The organism is Streptomyces sp. NPDC111507, assembly GCF_055638955.1.
This window is the reverse complement of the sequence record NZ_JBVKBU010000002.1, coordinates 125,371-143,839: the sequence shown is the minus strand read 5'-3', so window position 1 is coordinate 143,839 and position 18,469 is coordinate 125,371. Positions and strand designations below refer to the sequence as shown.

Genomic DNA, 18,469 nt, shown 5'->3' with positions numbered 1-18,469 from the left:
ACACGGAGTTAGGACGCGCATGCGGAAGATACTCGTCGTCGGAGCCGGTCAGTCCGGACTCCAGCTTGCCCTCGGCCTCCAGTCGCACGGGTACGAGGTCACCCTGATGTCGAACCGGACGGCGGACGAGATCCGCACCGGCCGCGTCATGTCGACGCAGTGCATGTTCCACACGGCACTCCAGCACGAGCGCGATCTCCAGCTGAACTTCTGGGAGTCCCAGGCCCCGAAGATCGAAGGACTCGGCGTCTCGGTCGCCGCCCCCGGCTCTCACGACCCCGGTCCGACCCAGCGGGCGATCGACTGGGTGGGCAGGCTCGACGGCTACGCGCAGTCGGTCGACCAGCGGGTGAAGATGGCCGGCTGGATGGAGACCTTCGCCCAGCGCGGTGGCCAACTGGTCATCCACGGCGCGGCGGTCTCCGACCTGGACTACTTCGCCCGTACGTACGACCTGGTCCTGGTGTCGGCCGGCAAGGGTGAACTGGTCTCCATGTTCGGCCGGGACGCCGCCCGTTCCCCGTACGCGGAGCCGCAGCGCGCCCTCGCCGTCGCCTACGTCCACGGTCTGGGCCCGCGCCCCGAGCACCCCGACTACGACGCGGTCCGCTGCAACCTGGTCCCCGGCGTCGGCGAGCTCTTCGTCATGCCGACCCTCACCACCACCGGCCGTGCGGACATCCTTTTCTGGGAGGGCATACCCGGCGGCCCGGTCGACGCCTTCACCGGCATCAAGGACCCCGCCGAACACCTCTCCCTGACCCTGGAACTCATGGAGAAGTTCGTGCCGTGGGAGTACGCCCGGGCCACCAAGGTCGAACTCACCGACGCCAACGGAACGCTGTCCGGACGCTACGCCCCCACCGTCCGCAACCCGATCGGCCGCCTCCCCGGCGGCGGCCTGGTCCTGGGCGTCGCCGACGTGGTCGTCGCCAACGACCCGATCACCGGCCAGGGCTCCAACTCCGCCTCCAAGTGCGCGGCGGCGTACCTCGGCGCGATCCTCGAGCACGAGGACAAGGAGTTCGACGAGGCGTGGATGCGGTCCGCGTTCGACCGGTACTGGGACACGGCCCAGCACGTGACGAAGTGGACGAACGCCATGCTGGGCGTGCCGCCGGAGCACGTCCTCAACCTGATCGGGGCCGGGGGGCAGATTCCGGCGGTGGCGCATCGTTTCGCCAACGGGTTCAACGACCCTGCGGACTTCGAGAACTTCTTCTATGAGCCCGAGAAGACCGAGGCGTACTTGGCCTCCGTGACCGGGGCCTGAGCCTGTCGGGTACTTCTAATGGGACGCGAGCCTCGGTGGTGTGTAGTGCCGCAGGGGCTTTCCGTCCGGGTCCGGGCGGACGGCTCCGAGCAACGGGTTGGCGGCGATGGGGGAGACCTTGACGTCGGTTCCCGGTCTCGGGGCCTGCACGACCAGGCCGTCCCCCAGGTACAGGGCGACATGGGTGGCCTCGGGGAAGTAGATCACCAGATCCCCGGGGCGAAGCTCGCTCAGCGGAATGTGGGGCAACTGGGCCCATTGCTCCTGGCTGGTCCGGGGGATGGGCCGCCCGGCGTGCACCCAGGCCTGCGAAGTGAGCCCCGAGCAGTCGTACGCCCCGGGACCCTCGGCCCCCCACACGTACGGCTTGCCGATCTGCTTGACGGCGTACCGCACCGCCTTCTCGCCCTCTCGCGTGGGCGGCCGTGCACTGCTGAGCGCCCCTGACGCCACGAACTTCTGCTGCGCCTCGGCGACTCCCGACTTCTCCAGCCGGGCGAGCTCGGAGAGCTGACCGGCGCTGAGCGAGGCGAGCAGCTGCTCGACGTCCTTGAGCCGCCCCCGCACCTCGTCGCGCTCCTTCTTCTGCCGTTCGGCGAGAGTGAGTTGACCGTCGAGTGCCTTGCGCGCCTTCCGTGCGAGACCGTCGGTCCTGCGCTCCGTCCCCTGCAGCCGGTCGACGGTCTCGACCCGCTCCTGTGCCAGCTGTCCGATCACGTGCCCCTCGTCCAGGGCGTGCTGCGGATCACGGGCGAGCAGCAGCCGTACGTATGACGAGATCTCGCCGCTGTTCTGGTACTGCTGCCGGGCGAGCCGCCCCGCCGCCGCGCGGCTGTCGTCCAGCGAGAGCCGGGCCTTGGCGAGGTTCCCGTCGAGCCGGGCGACCTCGGCCTTCTGCTTCTTCAGCTTCTCCGCCGTGGCATTGTACGTCTCGGTGGCACGCTCGGCGTCCTGGTAGAGCTGTTGAAGATCCGTCAGCAGCTTGGTCACGGACCGCTCTTCGGCCCCGGGATCCGGCGCGGCCACCACCGCCGGCCCGGTGGCCAGCAGCACCCCCGACGCCATCGCGGCCGTACAAGCCAGACGTACAAGCCTTCCTGACACGCCATCACCTCCGGTGTCGAGGTGGTACCTCCACCTCGCACCGGCAGGATCAGGGAGGCGCATCCCGAGCGCGCGCCGACTGGCCGGTTCGGCCCAAGAACCTCACTCGTCGGCGTGGGACTCCGGCGTGGCTCCCGCACCCTTGCCGCCGGGCTTGGACCAGGGCCACTTGCGCCCGCTCCCCGCGTCGCCCGAGGGGTCGTACTCGTACTTCCACGCCTGATGCAGCCCCAGCCGCTTGCTCACCCGCGCCTGGACCCGCCGGTAGACGAGCACGGTCGGCGGGCCGCCGTCGGCATCCGGAACCGGAACCCGGTACACCTTCGGCGGGTGTCCGGTCAGACCGAGCAGGACGGGCAGCACACGCCCGTCCAGCGGGCCGCCCTCGAAGGGGGTGTCTTCGCTCTTCACGGCACCAGTGTCACAAACGCACCCGTCACAGCAGCCGAGCGGCATCACCGATCACCGGAAGGACCGCCCGGGCCAGCTTCCCCAGGGCCCCTTCCCGCTCCTCCAGGACGAGCGCGGCCCGCACCACGCCGGCGGTCTGCGGATCACGTCCGGCACTGACCACGAGCATCGCCACGAACTGCTCCACGAGCCAGTCCCGCAGCTCGTCCAACGGCGGCTCCTTGCCCCCGTCCAGCCAGCTCAGCGAGGCGCCCTCCACCGCCGTGATCCACATCCGCACGGTCATCCGCAGCCGTCGCCCCGGATCCTTCACGCCCAGATGATCCAGAATGTGCTCCGCCGCCGCCCGCCGCACGCCGTCCACTATGGCCGTCGTCCTGGAGGTCTCGACGACACTGCCTCCCTGAAGCAACGCGGTGAACCCGGCGTCGTGCTGGTCCACGAACGCCAGGTACCGGTCCAGAGCCCGGGCCAGCCGCTCGCTCAACGGCCCCTCGGGGGGCTCCGCGAAACAGTGCTCCAGATCCTCCGCGGCGGACCGCAGGGCGGCCTCGTACAGCTGCTGCTTGCCGCCCGGGAAGTACCGGTACACAAGAGGCCGTGACACGCCCGCCGCCTCCGCCACGTCGTCGAGCGAGACCTCCTCGGGTGCCCGGTGCGCGAAGAGGGACAGCGCCGCCTCGAGGAGCTGCGAGCGCCGCTCCTCGACACTCAGCCGACGGTATGCGGGGGTGGGAGCCTGCGAGGTCATATCGGCAGCGTAACGGCCAGGACACGAGCTCCCTTCCCAGCCGCGGCCGCCCTGCGACGCGAGGGGCCGTGGCGGTACGTCGCAAGCCCGTCGCTCACGTCCGGATCGAGCAGCAACTCCCTTGCCCGGCCCACGTCTGATCCGGCGGCGACGGGCTCGACGTACCGCCACGGCCCCGACCCACCACCGATCCCGCGGGCGCCCCGCCCTCAGGCCAGCAGCCCCGACGCCTTCCACAGTCGCCGCCCGACTCCCCGCAGCACCCCGATGTCGTCCAGGAAGTCGGTCAGCCGTTTGGCGCCGGTCTGCATGACCTCCCGCCGGTGCCCGCTCGCCTGCACCTGCGCCACGGCCTCCCGCTGGTCGAGGCCGACGTTCGTGTAGACCTCGGGATTGACGAAGGCGACGGAGAAGATCCGGGCGAACTCGCCCGACGTCACCCGCGTGAACTCCTGCGACCACCGCGGCGCCGTCACCATCTGCCGCCGCAGCTCCTCCCGCGCGTACCGCACGTGCCGCGCCTCCTCCACCACGTGGATGCGCGTGACCCCCCGTACCAGGCTCTGCACCCGCTCGTCCGGAAAGGTCAGCCGCTGCATCCAGTCGAGGATCTCCTCGCCGAGCAGAGTCGCCGTGAAGGACCCGGGCGTGGTCGAGATGGTCTTGAAGACCCGCCCCAGATTCCGATGCGTCCGGCTCACCGGGTAGTACGGCGTTCCGCCGTGCGAGATCAGCCGGGCGAACATCTTCGAGTGCCGGCACTCGTCCTCGATCTCGGTCAGCGCATAGCGCACATGCGCACTCGTCGCCGCCTTGTCGTAAATGTGCCGCACCAGCAACTGCATCAGAATGATCTCGAACCAGATCCCCAGTGAAGCCAGCGCGGCGGCCTCGTGGTGCGAGAGCAGAATCCGCTGCTCCTCGCCCATCCGCTTCCACAGCGGGGTGTCGTACAGCGACACCAGCTCCGGCGGCCAGAACCACTTGCCTTCCTCGAAGGGCGCGTCCCAGTCCAGCTCCTTGTCCGGGTCGAAGGAGTGCTTGGCGGAGGAGTCGAGCAGCCGCTCGGCGACCTGCTCCCGGTCCTTGAGCAGACCGAGCGCATCGCGCAGCACATCCACTTCCGTCACGGTCGTCATGGCTGTTCCCACCTCGTCGTACGGGATCTGGCACGGGATCCGTCTGGGTTACCGACGGTCACGACTTATGAGACTGCTTGTCAGCAAGCTCGTCAATCCCTTGCGTGCGACTTGTTGACGACGCGTCTACCTCGTGTGAGCCTGCGAGGTATGCCGACGCACGAGCTGTACGCCAAGGACCCGGGAGACCCCCTCTGGCAGGTACCGGCCTCAGGGGCGGCACGCTTCAGCTGGGAGTACGACGACGGCCGCGACCGACTCCTCGCCCTGTACCAGAAGGGCAAGGACAAACAGTGGGACGGCCAGAAGAGAATCGACTGGGACCTGGAGGTCGACCCCCATGACGCTCTCGGTACCCCCGACGAGTCGCTGACCCTCTACGGGACCCCGTACTGGGCGAAGATGACCGACCGGGACAAGGGCGAGCTGCGCAAGCACTACGCGTCCTGGCAGTTCAGCCAGTTCCTGCACGGTGAGCAGGGGGCCATGGTCTGCGCCGCGCGCATCGTCGAGTCGGTCCCCGACCTGGACGCGAAGTTCTACTCGGCCACCCAGACCATGGACGAGGCCCGCCACGCCGAGATATACGCCCGCTTCCTGCAGGAGAAGATCGGGATGCTCTACCCGATCAACGACAACCTGCAGTCGCTCCTCGGCGACACCCTCCGGGACTCCCGCTGGGACATGCCGTACCTCGGGATGCAGGTCCTCATAGAGGGCCTGGCCCTGGCGGCCTTCGGCATGATCAGGGACACCACCGACAAGCCCCTCCCCAAGCAGATCCTCGCCTACGTGATGCAGGACGAGGCCCGCCATGTGGCCTTCGGCCGGATGGCGCTGCGCGACTACTACACGCAACTCTCCGACGCCGAACTCCGTGAACGCGAGGAATTCGTCATCGAGGGCTGCTACTTGATGCGGGACCGGCTGCGCGGCGTCGAGGTCCTGGAGAACTTCGGTATTCCCAAGGCCGAGGCCGAGGAATACAGCGAACAGTCCGAATTCCTGCGCCTCTTCCGCCAGTTGCTCTTCAGCCGCATCGTCCCGTGCGTCAAGGACATCGGCCTGTGGGGCGAACGCCTCCAGCGGGCGTACGTCGACATGGGCGTCTTCGAGATGGGCGACTCCAACCTCGACCTGCTGATGGCCCAGGACGAGGAGGTGGCCGAGCGGTTGGACGCGGAGCGGTTCGCGGCGGAGGAGAGGGAACGGGTGGCGGAGGTGGAGGAGATGATCGAGAAGGGTGAGGGCTCGTAGGGCGAACCGCCGGAAACGGCTTGCACGAACACGCGTGCGCCGGCCCACCCCGACCGGCATGCTCACATCATGACATTCGCCCCGAACCCCCGTCTCACCCCGCGTGCCTCGGCCCGCCGCAGCCTGGAGGGCCTGGCCCTGGGCGACGCCTTCGGCGAACGCTGGTTCCCCCTCTTCCGGGACCGCCCCCAGGCGTACGAGGAGATCCGTGCCCGAAGCACCCCCGAGGAACCGCACTGGCACTGGACGGACGACACGGTCATGGCACTCGGCATCTTCCGTGTCCTCGACGAACACGGCGAGATCCGGCAACCGGAACTGGCCCAGGCCTTCGCCCTCGGCTACGACGCCGACCCGGCCCGGGGCTACGGCTACGGCATGCACCAACTGCTCCCGCGCCTCCTCCAGGAGCCGGACCGCTGGGCGGAACTGGCACGCGGACTCTTCGACGGCGAGGGCAGCCTCGGCAACGGCGCGGCGATGCGGGTGGCCCCGTTGGGCGCCTGGTTCCGGCGCGACCTGCGTCTGGTGGTCGCACAGGCGACGCTCTCGGCAGAGGTGACCCATGCCCATCCGGAGGGCATCGCGGGCGCGGTGGCGGTGGCCGTCGCGGCGGCGCTGTCCACCCGGCACGACCTGAACATCGGCACCGTGGTGGAGGCCACGCCCGACAGCGCTGTCCGCGAGGGGCTGCGGCGCGCGGCGCGGCTCCCCTTCACCACCGAGCCGTGGAAGGCCGCGGACATCCTCGGCAACGGCCAACGCGTCCGCGCCGACGACACCGTCCCCTTCGCCGTCTGGTGCGCCGCCCGTCACCCCGACGACCTGACCTCGGCCCTGTGGAGCACGGCGGAGGGCTTCGGCGACGTCGACACGACCTGCGCCATCACGGGCGGCATCGTGGGTGCCCGTACGGGAGTGGGGCACGTGCCCGAGGAATGGCTGAGCCGCCGCGAGGCGGTACCCGGCGCCGGGTAGCCGGCCCGGCCCGCCTCAGTTGTTCCAGCTCTCGTCGTACGGGTCGTGCGGGGTCGGGACCGGTTTGGCCGCGGTGACGTCGAGGAACGGGATGCGGCCGTCGTTGACGGGGTCCTTGGTCTGCTTGGCGGTGTAGGTACCGGTGACCTGGAGCCAGGTGTCGGGCTGAAGGACGGGCGGGATGTGGCCGGTCAGGCCGATCTTGACCGGTTGGGCGTCGGCGGCACAGCAGTTGAGGGCCATCCGGACCAGGTACGGGGTGCCGTCCTCGGCAAGGGCGACGAAGCCGGTGACTTCGACCCGCCGGTGGGCCAGGGTACGGCCGTGGTCGTAGGCGGCGCGGCCCGCGTAGTCGACGACGCCGAGCGGGAGCGGGTCGGTGGCAGGCAGGGACGGGTAGGCCAGGGGCGCCTGTAGGGCCGTACCGGCGTGCATGGCGCTGTAGGAACCCAGCGCGGGCGGGGAGACCAGGATCAGGGCGAGGAGGGGGAGGACGAGGAGCCAGGCGACACGGGGTTCGCGGTGGACGTGCCCGTGCCCGTCGCCGTCGCCGTGGCCGGCTTCACCCCGGCCGCGTCGCTCGTACCAGACCGTCGCCACCGCCGCCATGATCAGCACGACCCCGGCGGCCAGCAGCAACGGCCGCAACCCCGCCTTGACGTAGCGCAGGTAGAGGTCGGTGAGTCCCGCGTGCAGGACCGCCGCCCCGACGAGGAACAGGACCGCCGCCTGTGCCTGCCGGTTCACAGCAGCACCGTCCCGACGAGGACCGAGCCGAGGATGGCCAGGGCGAAGGTGGCGGGTGCGAACCGCAGGGCGAACCCGCGGCCGAACGTGCCCGCCTGCATGGCGAAGAGTTTCAGGTCGATCATCGGTCCCACCACGAGGAAGGCCAGCCGCGCGGTCAGCGAGAACTGGGTCAGCGAGGAGACGACGAACGCGTCGGCCTCGGAGCAGATGGACAGCAGCACGGCGAGGACCGCGAGGGCGAGGATCGCCACCACCGGGTTGGCGGCCGCGGCGTGCAGCCAGGTCGCCGGGACGACGGCCTTCAGCGTGGCCGCTGCCATCGCCCCGATGACGAGGAACCCGCCGGCGTGCATCACGTCGTGCCGTACGGAGTCCCAGAACGCGGCGCCCTTGCCGAGCCCCTCGTGCGAGGGCCGGGCCGGCGGCCGCATCCAGTCCGCCCGCCCCAGCCGCTGCCACAGCCACCCCATCACGCAGGCCACGAGCAGGCTTGCCACGAACCGGGCGAGGACCATCTCGGGGTTGCGGGGGAACGCGACGGCGGTGGCCGTCAGCACGATCGGGTTGATCGCGGGCGCCGACAGCAGGAACGCCAGCGCCGCCGCGGGCGTGACCCCCCGCCGTACCAGCGCCCCCGCCACCGGTACCGACGCGCACTCGCAGCCGGGCAGCACCGCCCCGGCCATCCCGGCGACCGGCACGGCCAGCGCGGGCCGCTTGGGCAGCGCCCGGGCGAAGAACGTCGGCGGCACGAACACCGCGATGACCGCCGACAGCATCACACCGAGCACGAGGAAGGGCAGCGCCTGGCAGACCACCGCGACGAACACGGTCATCCAGCTCTGCATCACCGGCGCCGACAGCGCCCGGCGGATCGGCCCCTGCGCCACCACCAGGACGAGCAGCAGCATGACCAGGACGAGCGGCGAGTTGAACTGCCAGCCCTGGGATGCGGCCGCCTGCTCCCGTGGACCGTCCGGTGCGTCCGTCAGTTCCCGTGGACCGTCCGGTGCGTCCGCGTCGCGGTGGTCGGCCCCGGGCGGGGCCGCTTTGGTGATGCTCACGGGCGAGGTACCTCCGGCAGGGCACGGGCTGGAATCTCGTGGGTGGGTTCCCCTCCCCATAAATACGCCCGTATGGGTACGTCCGTTCAGGCGGGGGCGTTCATTCCCGAGGGGCGGCCCCAACTCCCGTCTCAGAACCCGAGAACCGCCTCCATCACCGCCTTCGCGATCGGCGCCGCGTCCCCGCCCCCGCTGATGTCCCCGCGGTCGGCCGCCGCGTCCTCGACGACGACCGCGACCGCCACCGCGGGCTCCATCGTGCCGTCCGCCTGGGCCCAGGAGATGAACCAGGCGTACGGCGTCCCCAGGTTGTCGATGCCGTGCTGGGCGGTCCCGGTCTTGCCGCCGACCGTCGCTCCGGGAATCGCGGCGTTGGTGCCGGTGCCCTCCGTCACCACGTCGGTCATCAGCTCGCGCATCCGCATGGCGGTCGCCGGGTTCATCGCCTGGTGGAGCGTGCGGGGACCGGTCGACGACACCGTGCTGTCGCTCCGGGTGGTCGTCTTCTCCACCAGATAGGGCGTTTTGACGGACCCGCCGCCCGCGACGGCCGCCGAGATCATCGCCATCTGGAGGGGAGTGGCGCGGGTGTTGAACTGGCCGATGGAGGAGAGCGCGAGCTGCGCCTTGTCGAGTGTCGTGTCGAAGTTGCTGGGGGCGACGGAGAAGGGGATCCGCAGGCGGTCGTTGAAACCGAAGTCCGCCGCCGTGCGGGTCATGTCGCTCAGTCCCACGTCCACGCCCAGCTTGGCGAAGACCGTGTTGCAGGACCACTCGAAGGCGTATCGCAGCGAGGCGTCCTCGCAGCCTTCGCTCTCGTTCGTCAGCCGGGTCGTGGTGCCGGGCAGCCGGTAGGGGTCCGGGGAGGTGGTCGATGTGTCGAGGTCCCTCACCACCCCCGCGTCGAGCGCCGCCGCGGCCGTCACCACCTTGAACGTCGACCCGGGCGGGTAGGTCTGTCGGATCGCCCGGTTGAGCATGGGCTTGTCCGCCGCCCCGTTCAGCCGCTCCCAGGCGTGCCTGACCGCCTTGCCCGTCCCGGACAGCTCCCCGGGGTCGTACGACGGGGTGGAGACCAGCGCGAGGATCCTGCCCGTGGACGGCTCGATGGCGGCCACCGCCCCGCGCCGCGAACCGAGACCCCGGTACGCGGCGCGCTGTGCGGCGGGGTCGATCGTCGTGAGCACCTTGCCGGCGGGGTTCTGGGCGCGGGTGGCGTCGTTCCACAGGGGGAAGGGTGAGAGGAGCGGGTCGCTGCCGGAGAGGATGCCATCCTCGGAGTTCTCCAGGAACGTCGTCCCGTACACCTGCGAGGCGAAGCCGGTCACGGGCGCGTACAACGGGCCGTCCGTGTAGGTCCGTTCGTAGCGGAGCTGCTGGCCGCTGTCCCTGGAGCCGGTGACCGGCCGGCCCCCGACGAGGATGTCACCGCGCGGCTGGCCGTAGCGGGCGATCGTCTGGCGGCGGTTGGCCGGGTTGTCGTCGTACGCCCCGGCCTGGAAGACCTGGACGCGGGTGGCGTTGACGAGGAGCGCCAGCAGCAGTACCGCGCAGAGCGCGGCGGCCCGGCGGATGTACTTGGTCATGGCGCCGCCGTCCCGTCGTACTGGCTGCGTGCCGAGTCGCTGACGTGGATGAGTAGCGCCACGATGATCCAGTTGGTGACGACCGAGGAGCCGCCCTGGGCGAGGAACGGCATCGCCATCCCGGTCAGCGGGATCAGACCGGTCACGCCTCCCGCGATCACGAAGACCTGGAGCGCCACGATCGAGGCGAGGCCGATGGCGAGGAGCCGTCCGAAGGGGTCGCGCAGGGCGAGGCCGGCGCGATAGCCGCGTTCCACGAGGAGGCCGTAGAGGAGGAAGATCGCACAGAGTCCGAAGAGGCCCAGTTCCTCGCCCGCGGTGGCCAGGATGAAGTCCGACTTGGCGGCGAATCCGATGAGGATGGAGTGGCCGAGCCCGAGGCCGGTGCCCATCATCCCGCCCGCGGCGAACGCGAACAGGGACTGGGCGAGCTGGTTCGGCCCGTGGCCCGCCTCGATCGTCGCGAAGGGGTGCAGCCAGTCCTGCACCCGGCTGTGGACGTGCGGTTCCAGCCAGCCGACGGCTGCCGCGCCCACACAGGCGAGCAGCAGGCCCACGGCGATCCAGCCGGTGCGGCCGGTGGCGACGTACAGCATGATCACGAAGAGGCCGAAGAACAGTAACGAGGTGCCGAGGTCCCGCTCCAGGACCAGGACCAGCACGCTCAGCAGCCAGATCGCGACGATCGGGCCGAGGACCCGGCCGGTGGGGAGCTGGAGCCGCTTGAACCGCCAGACGGGGCGGCCCGCGTAGGCGAGCGCGTTGCGGTTGGCCGCGAGGTAGCCGGCGAAGAAGACCGCGAGCAGCACCTTCGCGAACTCGCCCGGCTGGATGGAGAACCCGGCGATCCGGATCCAGATCCGGGCGCCGTTCACGGCGGGGAAGAGGATGGGCAGGATCAGCAGGCCCAGCGCCGTGACGACCGAGACGTAGGTGTAGCGCTGCAGGACGCGGTGGTCGCGCAGGAAGAGGACGGCCGCGATGAAGAGCGCGACGCCGAGCGTCGACCAGATGAGCTGGATGGGGGCGGCCCGGTCGCCGGGGGTCTCCAGGTCCAGGCGGTAGATCAGTACCAGGCCCAGGCCGTTGAGCAGGACGGCGATGGGCAGCAGCAGCGGATCGGCGTACGGCGCCCGCAGCCGCACCGCGACATGCGCGAGGAGCGCGAGCACGCCGAGCCCGGCGCCGTAGACGGCGGCGCCGGGCGGGAGGGTGTCGTGCCGGGCGTATCCGACCGCGCAGTAGCCGAACACGGACAGCAGTACGGCCATGACGATCAGGGTGAACTCGATGCCACGGCGCCGGGGCAGGCGGACAGCGGGGGTGGGCGGGTCCGCTGCCACGGTCGTTCCCCGCGTACCGGGAATTCCGGGCATTCCGGGCTGAATCATGTCCGGAACGTAGCAAGCGCCGAACCTGATGTCCCGTTAGGTGATGACAAACGGGCAGATCCGGTGAGCGCGACCCGGCGTCAGCACCAGCGCGGGGACGGGCCGATGTTGTCGATGTGCTGCGCCGATCCCCAGGACCAGGTGCCGTCGGTGATCAGGTACCAGATCGGGTTGCCGCCGACGCGCTCGCCCGTGGTCTTGCAGTAGATGTGGACGCGCTCGTGGAACGGTGCGATACGGATGATCCGGCTGCGACGGTCGGGCCGGTTGTGCAGCGCGAGGCCGTTGCGGGAGACGATCCGGCCCTCGAAGCGGCGGGGGTCGTCGAGCCGTCCGTCGTAGTACGGGTCGTCGAAGTGGCTGTCGCCCAGACCGTCGTCGTCGAAGTAGGGGTCCTCCCCGTTGTCCCAGTCTCCGTTGTCCCAGTCGCGGATCCCGGAGTCGTCGGCGATGCCGGGGCCGGTGCCCATGGTCGTGGTGGGCTTGCCGGCGGCGAGGGCGGGTCCGGCGCCCGCGGCCGCGATGAGCGTGCCGGTGGCGAGCACCATCCCGGTGCGGGCAAGGGTGTGGCGCAGGGACATGGAGACTCCTCCGGAAAGGTGGCAAATCTGACTAATCGCCACATTAGGAGCGAGCTCGGACGCGCGCAGGCCGCACTGAGCCATCGGGGACGAGAGGACGCTCAACGTGCCCCGGTCGGCCCTTTCCCACCGGTCGGGCCGGGCGCGCCGCGCTCGCCCTGAGGAAGCGTCAGCGTCGCGATCGCACCGCCCTCGGGAGCGTTGGCGAAGACCAATCGCGCGCCCAGCACCTCCGCCTGGCCGAGCGCGATCGTCAACCCCAGCCCATGGCCCTTCGAACCGCCCTCCGTTCGGAACCGCTGCGGCCCGTGCTCCAGCAGGTACTCCGGATAGCCGCCGCCGTGGTCCCGCACCGTCACCACCGGGCCGTCGACGGTCAGCACCACCGGGTCCGCCCCGTGCTTGTGCGCGTTGGCCACCAGATTGCCGAGCACCCGCTCCAGACGGCGTCGGTCGGTCTCCACCCGGACGCCACGCACGACCCGCACCTCGGTCTCGGTGCCCGACGCCCGCACCACCCGCTCGGCCAGCGGGGCCAGCGGCTCCGAGTCCAGCTCCAGCAGCTCCCGCCCGGCGTCCAGCCGGGAGATCTCCAGCAGGTCCTCGGTGAGCGTCCGCAGCGTGGCCACCCGGTCGCGGACCAGCTCCGTCGGCCGGCCCGGCGGCAGCAGCTCCGCCGCCGCGTGCAGCCCGGTCAACGGGGTGCGCAGCTCGTGCGCCACGTCCGCGGTGAAGCGCTGCTCGCTCGTCAGCTTGCTCTGCAGCGAGGACGCCATCGTGTCGAGGGCCCCGGCGACCGCGGCCACCTCGTCCTGGGGGCCGGCCGGATACTGCGTACGGGGGTCCACGGCCGTACGGGGATCGTTGACGCGCGCGTCCAGGTCGCCCGCGCTGATCCGCCGGGCCACCTGTGCCGTCGCGTGCAGCCGACGGGTCACCCGTGTCACCGCGAACACTCCCACCAGCAGCGTCGCGCCGATCGCCAGCGCCGAGGACCACACGATCGACCGGTCCAGGGCGTCGATGGCGTGCGCGCCCTGCGAGTAGTCGAACTGCACGGCGAGCGCCCGCCCGCCGCTCGCGGGTCCGGCCGCCCACATGGTGGGGTGCGGGTCGTTGTCCCCGACCATCGTGCCGCGGTGCCCGTCCGTCGCCAGCTCGCGCAGCGGCGCCGGCAGACCCGGGAGATCCAGCCCCGCGCCCGGCGGCAGCCGGTCGCCCGCCTCGTAGGCCGCCGTCACCTCCGCCAGCCGGTCGAGCGCCCGGCCGCGGGCCTCGCCGACGGTCTGGTTGGTCACCGAGACATGCACGAGGACGCCGAGCAGGGCGGCGAGAGCGCAGCACATCACCGTGATGAAGGCGGCGGCCTTCCAGGTGAGGGTGGCGGCCCAGGAGGGGAGACGGCGGGGCGGCCGGAGGCGGCTCGGGGGCAGTCTCATGGGGCGCTCGCGGCGGTCGGCGGCGTGGGGGAGGCGGAGGGGGAGACGAAATGCGAGGCCGACGGGGAGGGTGAGACCGGCGGGGCGGGGGGTGCCGAGGGGACGGGTGCGGTGGTGCCGCGCCTGGTGGGGCTGGGCGTGCCCACCCGGAGGATCTCGTCCCGGGTCGCCAGCATCGCGTGCTGGTGCGGGTCCCAGGTCCACACCGTGCGGTACTCGTAACCCGGCAGGGTCGAGGGCGAGCGGATGATCACGTCACGGCCCGCGATCTCGACGCTGATCGTGCTGTCCACGGTGCCCATGATCTGGACCAGCTTGTGGTGCTCGAAGGTGTACACACGCACCGCCAGCTGATTCTGCGGAAAGCGGATGCCGAGCACCAGGTCGTCCTTCCGGTCACCCGTGAGATCACGGTAGTACGCCTGGAGGATCGGGCACTTCCCGCCGTGCGTGTCCTCGCCGGTGCAGTACTTGAGCTGCTGGGCCGCCTCACGGTACGGGGCGTGGACGGCGCTGTACTCGTCCGGGTGGCGGCCGACCTCGGCACGGAACACGGCGATCGGGTCCACCTTGTGGATGTCGTCGCCCGGCGCCGTGATGCCCGTGACCGTCTCGGTGTCCGCCTCGCCGTAGTCGAGGGCCGCCGTCGACGCGGGCGGCAGCTCGGGCCAGAGCCGGGCCGGGCCGACGGCGGTGGGCGTCGCCCCCGCGCCCCGCAGGGCACCGGAGTCGCCACAGCCCGTCACGGCCGCCGCCAGCAGGGCGACGAGGGCGGCGAGCACGAGACGGCTGGGCCGGGTGGGGGTCACTGCGCTCCTGCGTCCGGGCCGGCCTCGATCCGGGGCCAGGGGGACGGCTCGGTGCGCGAGGTCGGCGTGAAATCGACGAAACCGACGGCCTACACCATATTCGTAGGGAAGTCCTTTTTGTTCGCGGGTGGGGTCGGTGGGGCTGGTGCTGGGGGGCTACTCCGCCAGTTCCTCCAGGAGGCGGGCCGTGGGCAGACCGGCGCGCAGGTACTCCACGAACAGTTCGTTGTGCAGGGCCCAGGGCGAGCGGCGGCTGCGGATCAGGCGGATCGCCTCGTCGGAGGTGTGTCCCGCGAGGACCAGCGCGTGCGCGACCACGAGCCCCGAGCGGTTGTAGCCGTGATAGCAGCGCACCAGGACCCGGCGCCCGTCCTCCAGCGCGTCGTCCGCGGCCCGCGCGAGCCGGATCACCCCCGCGAGCTGCGTCCCGTCCAGGGGACCGTCCGGAATCGGCCACACATGGTGCTCGACGCCCGGGTCGGGGCCGTGCCCCGGCAGCCTCAGCAGCGTCAGGACCAGATCGAACTCATCCCTCACGACCGCGAATTCCGGCTCGCCGGCACGCCCGGCGAACGCGTGTCCGCCCATCCACAGGCCAGGCACGATCTCGCTCCACGGGCTGTCCGGAGCGGGCACATCGGGTTGCTTTCTGCGAGTCCGCAACAGCGCCTCCCACAACTCCCCCAACTGCTCACAAAGGTAACCGGGTTCTTGCCCCTGGAGCACCCCGCCTGTTCCCATGGTCATGGGGTGATGGTGCATGAACGGACTGCGCGTCATACCGACCTGGCGCCACGGGCAGGAGCGCCTGTACGTGTGCCTGACCGACGGGAGGAACGTCGCCTGGTACGACCGTGAGGCAGCCCGCGTCAATCTGCTCAGCGAGGAGCGGCGGGAGGACGTGCTCGACGTGCTCGGCCCGTTCCTGACCGGCCCGGTGACGGTGGGGCCTCCACCGGTCCCGACCCCCGCGGAGCTGGCCCGGCTGACGCTCCACCCGGACGACGACCTCGCGCCGAACCGGCCCGGCGAGGCGCTGGTGATCGACCTCGACCGCGACCCGGGACCGCCGCGCCGCCTGCGGCCCGACCCGCGGCGCCGTGCGCTGGCCGCCGAGCAGACGGTCGGGGAGGCCCTGGACCGCCTGGAGGGCGCGGGCTGGCACACCGTCCACTCCATCCCGCTCCCTGGCGGCGACCGCGTCCACCACTTGCTGATCGGCCCCGGCGGCATCTTCGCCTTGCGCTCCCTGTACGCCCGCAAGCAGCGGGTTCTCGTCGCCGACCCCATGGTGACCGTCGGCCGCCGGGAGCCGTATCCGCTGCTGCGCCGGGTCCGGGCCGACGCCGACCGGGCCTCCTACGCGCTGACCGCCGAGGTCCACGCCGTCCTGGCGGTGGCTGGCCCCGCCGACCTCGACGTCCTCGCCCCCCTCCGCGAGGTCCGCGTCCTGCGGGACACCGACCTGTCCTCGCTGGCCCGCCTCGGGGGTGTCCTGAAGCCGGCGGACGTGGAGGCCCTGCACGCGATGGCCCGCGACCGCCACACATGGCTACGGACGTGACTCCGTAGCCCTGGATCGCCGCGTGCCGGTGTCTGTTCGGCTGCGGGTGGGTGGGGGCCGGTCGCGCGGTTTCCTGCGCCCCTGGGACGGGGCTGCGCTCCGAGTCCCCGCCTGCCGGATTTCGTTCGTCTGCGGGACGGTGGGGGCTTGGCGCGCAGTTCCCCGCGCCCCTGAAGGCCCCTGGGCTGGTCAGGGGGGCGGGGTGAGGAGGGGGGTGAGGAGGTCGCCTTGTCGGCGGAGGCGCGGGGCGATGTCGTCGGCGTGGAAGACGAGCCCGGACGGGTCCCCGCAGGACGCGACCTCGTCCCAGGTGACGGGGGCGGACACGGTGGGCGCGGACCGCGCACGCAGCGTGTACGGCGTGGCCGTCGTCTTCCGCGCGGCGTTCTGACTGTGGTCGACGAACACCTTCCCGGGCCGCAGACTCTTGGTCATCCGGTGCGTGACGAGCGCCGGCAACGCCCGCTCCGCCTCCACGGCCAGCTCCTTCGCATACGCGCTGACGTCCGAGGACGGCATCCGCACCACCGGCGCCAGCAGATGCAGCCCCTTCGACCCGGACGTCTTCGCGTACGCCTCGATCCCGTCCACAGCCAGCCGCTCCCGCAGCCACAACGCGACCTCGCAGCACTCGACGACCGTCGCCGGCGCCCCCGGGTCGAGGTCGAACACGAGCCGGTCGGCCAGACCGGGCGTGTCCACCTGCCACTGCGGCGTGTGGAACTCGGTGACGAGGTTCGCCGCCCACATCAGCGAGGGAAGGTCCTGGACCAGGACCATCCGGGCGGGTCCCGCCGTCCGGGGGACCTCGGCGGTCCGGACCCAGTCGGGGGTGCCGGGCGGCACGTTCTTGGTGAAGAAGACCTGTCCGTCCGGCCCGTCGGGGTAACGGAGGAAGGAGACCGGCCGGTCGTGGAGGTGCGCCAGCAGGGGTTTCGCGACCGTCGCGTAGTAGTGCAGGACCTCACCCTTGGTGAAACCCGTCGCGGGGTACAGCACCTTGTCCAGATGGGTGAGCGCGAGCCGCCGTCCCTCCACTTCGGTGATCGGCGTCATACGACGAGAGTCGCATGAAATCGCTATCAAGGCGCCCAGGTCACCCCGCCGCTCCCGTGCGGATGTGAGGTCGCGCACACCCGTCTAGCCTGGCTCTCAACCACGCCCGCGAGCCCGATTCAGCAAGAACCCGCGTCAGCAAGAACCCGCGCCACCGAGAACCCGCGTCAGCAGGAACCACCAGGAAGGTGCCGCACGTGCGATCCATCTGGAACGGCGCCATCTCCTTCGGTCTGGTCAGCATCCCGATCAAGGTCGTGAACGCGACGGAGAGCCACTCGATCTCCTTCCGCCAGGTCCACCTGGACGACGGCGGCCGCATCCGGTACCGCAAGTTCTGCGAACTGGAGGACCGCGAGGTCACCACCGGTGAGATCGGCAAGGCGTACGAGGACGCGGACGGCACGCTGATCCCGATCACGGACGAGGAGCTGGCCGCGCTGCCGATCCCCACCGCGAGGACGATCGAGATCGTGGCGTTCGTGCCGGCCGAGCGGATCGACCCGCTCCAGATGGACACGGCGTACTACCTGGCCGCGAACGGCGTCCCCGCCACCAAGCCGTACGTCCTGCTGCGCGAGGCGCTCAAGCGCAGCCAGAAGGTCGCCGTCGCGAAGTTCGCGCTGCGCGGGCGGGAGCGGCTCGGCATGCTGCGCGTGGTGGACGACGTGATCGCCATGCACGGGCTGCTGTGGCCGGACGAGATCCGGTCCACCGAGGAGGTCGCCCCGGACGCGAGCGTGACCGTACGGGACAAGGAACTCGACCTGGCCGACGCCCTCATGGACACCCTCGGCGAGGTCGAGCTCACCGAGCTGCACGACGACTACCGCGAGGCCGTCGAGGAACTCATCGCCGCCAAGGCCTCCGGCGAACTCCCGGCCGCGCCGCCCGCCGGGGAGCGGGCCGGCGGCAAGGTGCTCGACCTGATGGCCGCCCTGGAGAAGAGTGTGCGCGCGGCCAAGGTGTCCCGGGGTGAGGAGACGGGCGAGGAAGCCGGGGCGCGGACCGGCGAATCCGCCGAGGTCACCGCGTTGCCGTCCCGCAGGTCGGCCCGTACGGCGCCCAAGGAGGTCGGCGGGAAGAAGTCCACGTCGACCGCGAGGAAGACGGCGGCGAAGAAGACGGTCGCGAAGTCCACGGCGAAGTCGACGGGCCAGGCGGCCGGCAAGGCGGCCGCCACCAAGTCCACCGCGAAGAAGACGGCGGCCAAGAAGACGACCGCCAAGAAGGCGACGGGGAAGAAGACGGCCACGAAGAAGGCCACCCCGAGGGGGCGCGCCTCGGCCTGACCGCCCCGGGGCACCCGCGGGCCC

General features: G+C 71.1%; 18 protein-coding genes. 5 read left to right on the top strand and 13 right to left on the bottom strand.

The features are described from left to right. Positions 1–19 precede the first annotated feature (19 nt). A complete protein-coding gene (locus ACZ7M2_RS08120; RefSeq protein ID WP_471594617.1) occupies positions 20–1,273 on the top strand; it encodes a styrene monooxygenase/indole monooxygenase family protein in 1,254 nt (417 codons plus the stop codon). A gap of 15 nt (positions 1,274–1,288) precedes the next feature. Here the strand turns inward: ACZ7M2_RS08120 and ACZ7M2_RS08115 are convergent, their stop codons facing one another. The 4 genes from ACZ7M2_RS08115 to ACZ7M2_RS08100 all read right to left on the bottom strand — a co-directional run bounded on the left by ACZ7M2_RS08115 (position 1,289) and on the right by ACZ7M2_RS08100 (position 4,678). Beyond that, entirely contained in the window at positions 1,289–2,377 is a 1,089-nt protein-coding gene (locus ACZ7M2_RS08115) for a C40 family peptidase (RefSeq protein ID WP_471594616.1), read from the bottom strand. Positions 2,378–2,479: 102 nt separating this feature from the next. Next, the gene (locus ACZ7M2_RS08110) at positions 2,480–2,788 is read right to left on the bottom strand and encodes a hypothetical protein (protein WP_352046030.1); all 309 of its coding nucleotides are present in this window, start codon (positions 2,786–2,788) and stop codon (positions 2,480–2,482) included. Between the two features lie 25 nt (positions 2,789–2,813). After that, positions 2,814–3,539, bottom strand: a complete 726-nt coding sequence (locus tag ACZ7M2_RS08105) for a TetR/AcrR family transcriptional regulator (protein WP_352046031.1) — start codon at positions 3,537–3,539, stop codon at positions 2,814–2,816. Between the two features lie 209 nt (positions 3,540–3,748). Then, positions 3,749–4,678, bottom strand: a complete 930-nt coding sequence (locus ACZ7M2_RS08100; RefSeq protein ID WP_403699478.1) for an AurF N-oxygenase family protein — start codon at positions 4,676–4,678, stop codon at positions 3,749–3,751. A gap of 150 nt (positions 4,679–4,828) precedes the next feature. Between ACZ7M2_RS08100 and ACZ7M2_RS08095 the strand changes: the two genes are divergently transcribed. Together ACZ7M2_RS08095 and ACZ7M2_RS08090 are read left to right on the top strand one after the other, a co-directional pair. After that, a complete protein-coding gene (locus ACZ7M2_RS08095; protein WP_471594615.1) occupies positions 4,829–5,935 on the top strand; it encodes a ferritin-like domain-containing protein in 1,107 nt (368 codons plus the stop codon). Between the two features lie 69 nt (positions 5,936–6,004). Further along, positions 6,005–6,913, top strand: coding sequence for an ADP-ribosylglycohydrolase family protein (locus ACZ7M2_RS08090; RefSeq protein WP_471594614.1), 909 nt, complete (start codon positions 6,005–6,007; stop codon positions 6,911–6,913). Between the two features lie 15 nt (positions 6,914–6,928). Here the strand turns inward: ACZ7M2_RS08090 and ACZ7M2_RS08085 are convergent, their stop codons facing one another. The 8 genes from ACZ7M2_RS08085 to ACZ7M2_RS08050 form a co-directional block, all read right to left on the bottom strand. Beyond that, positions 6,929–7,660, bottom strand: a complete 732-nt coding sequence (locus ACZ7M2_RS08085) for a TIGR03943 family putative permease subunit (protein ID WP_471594613.1) — start codon at positions 7,658–7,660, stop codon at positions 6,929–6,931. After that, positions 7,657–8,727 (bottom strand): permease, encoded by a 1,071-nt coding sequence (locus tag ACZ7M2_RS08080; RefSeq protein WP_352053599.1) that lies wholly within the window; start codon positions 8,725–8,727, stop codon positions 7,657–7,659. Before ACZ7M2_RS08080 ends, ACZ7M2_RS08085 begins: the two co-directional genes overlap by 4 nt. Positions 8,728–8,858: 131 nt before the next feature. Beyond that, complete coding sequence (locus tag ACZ7M2_RS08075) at positions 8,859–10,313, bottom strand: penicillin-binding transpeptidase domain-containing protein (RefSeq protein ID WP_471594612.1); 1,455 nt, start codon at positions 10,311–10,313, stop codon at positions 8,859–8,861. Continuing rightward, entirely contained in the window at positions 10,310–11,704 is a 1,395-nt protein-coding gene (locus ACZ7M2_RS08070) for an FtsW/RodA/SpoVE family cell cycle protein (RefSeq protein WP_471594611.1), read from the bottom strand. The genes ACZ7M2_RS08075 and ACZ7M2_RS08070 overlap by 4 nt, the downstream gene beginning before the upstream one ends. An 80-nt stretch (positions 11,705–11,784) precedes the next feature. Beyond that, positions 11,785–12,285 carry an SH3 domain-containing protein gene (locus ACZ7M2_RS08065; RefSeq protein WP_471594610.1) on the bottom strand — a complete coding sequence of 167 codons (501 nt, stop codon included), beginning with the start codon at positions 12,283–12,285 and terminating at the stop codon, positions 11,785–11,787. Positions 12,286–12,386: 101 nt separating this feature from the next. Next, a complete protein-coding gene (locus ACZ7M2_RS08060) occupies positions 12,387–13,724 on the bottom strand; it encodes an ATP-binding protein (protein ID WP_471594609.1) in 1,338 nt (445 codons plus the stop codon). Then, complete coding sequence (locus ACZ7M2_RS08055; protein ID WP_471594608.1) at positions 13,721–14,533, bottom strand: hypothetical protein; 813 nt, start codon at positions 14,531–14,533, stop codon at positions 13,721–13,723. The genes ACZ7M2_RS08060 and ACZ7M2_RS08055 overlap by 4 nt, the downstream gene beginning before the upstream one ends. A gap of 156 nt (positions 14,534–14,689) precedes the next feature. Beyond that, positions 14,690–15,196, bottom strand: coding sequence for a protein-tyrosine phosphatase family protein (locus ACZ7M2_RS08050; protein ID WP_079065052.1), 507 nt, complete (start codon positions 15,194–15,196; stop codon positions 14,690–14,692). 97 nt (positions 15,197–15,293) lie between these two features. Here ACZ7M2_RS08050 and ACZ7M2_RS08045 point away from each other — a divergent pair, with 97 nt between their 5' ends. After that, on the top strand, positions 15,294–16,097 hold the full coding sequence (locus tag ACZ7M2_RS08045; protein ID WP_471594607.1) for a nuclease-related domain-containing protein: 804 nt from the start codon (positions 15,294–15,296) through the stop codon (positions 16,095–16,097). 189 nt (positions 16,098–16,286) lie between these two features. Here the strand turns inward: ACZ7M2_RS08045 and ligD are convergent, their stop codons facing one another. After that, positions 16,287–17,153 (bottom strand): non-homologous end-joining DNA ligase, encoded by an 867-nt coding sequence (ligD, locus tag ACZ7M2_RS08040; protein ID WP_352053592.1) that lies wholly within the window; start codon positions 17,151–17,153, stop codon positions 16,287–16,289. A gap of 197 nt (positions 17,154–17,350) precedes the next feature. On the opposite strand from ligD, the gene ku reads away from it, so the two are divergent. Beyond that, positions 17,351–18,445: a non-homologous end joining protein Ku gene (gene ku / locus ACZ7M2_RS08035; RefSeq protein ID WP_471594606.1), complete on the top strand. Its 1,095-nt coding sequence runs from the start codon at positions 17,351–17,353 to the stop codon at positions 18,443–18,445. Positions 18,446–18,469 lie beyond the last annotated feature (24 nt).